Annotated in this window: 1 protein-coding gene; it reads right to left on the bottom strand. The window is 39.5% G+C overall.

Annotated elements, in window-relative coordinates:
- Window positions 1-167: 167 nt before the first annotated feature.
- Window positions 168-633, bottom strand: a 466-nt coding sequence (locus tag ACFFIT_RS07125; protein WP_385876967.1) for a ShlB/FhaC/HecB family hemolysin secretion/activation protein, incomplete at its 5' end; no start/stop codon positions are given.

Here is a 633-nt window from a genome sequence, read left to right as displayed (position 1 = left end):
ATAACGGAGTTTGTTCATTTGAAAATTCCTATGTTAATTGTATTGTGTTTTAAATAGGTGCTCATCTTTTACCATTCGACTATTAAAATAGATTATGAACATCCATAACAAAATAAGCCACCACAACGACTTCTAGTGCTGAGAATCAAATTTATGGCTTTGAATAACTAAAATTCATAATTTAGGGTAAAAGCAAACATTAAATCGTCAGTAATAAAGCCATCTGGTTTAGAAAGGGGGAGTCCCATATATAAATCATACCCAAAATTTTGCCAATTCCCCCTAAGTCCCAGTGCAGCACCCGCTAAGTGTCTACCCAATAAAAACTCCGCATCCGGCCCATTGACGACACCATAATCCGTTGATAAATACACTTGATAAGCCAAAGAGGGAGCATGCCATGCTAATTCACCTCGGGTGAAGCGACCATTATCGGCACTTAAGGTGCGTTCTCCATCAAAGCCTCTGACGCTATAACGACTGCCAATGGAGAACTGGTCTTGTGAGGTCAAGCGATTAACGGCAATTTGTTGCTGATGTTGCAAAGAGAAACTAAATTGTTCTTGGTCAATTTTAAATGGTAAGTAAAGGCCTGCATCGAATTGCCAAATTTTTGCAAGCGCCGTGCCTTCA

This window comes from Thorsellia kenyensis (assembly GCF_042432445.1).
Classification (GTDB): domain Bacteria; phylum Pseudomonadota; class Gammaproteobacteria; order Enterobacterales; family Thorselliaceae; genus Thorsellia; species Thorsellia kenyensis.
The sequence above is the reverse complement of the archived record's forward strand: the minus strand, read 5'-3'. Positions and strand labels throughout refer to the sequence as shown.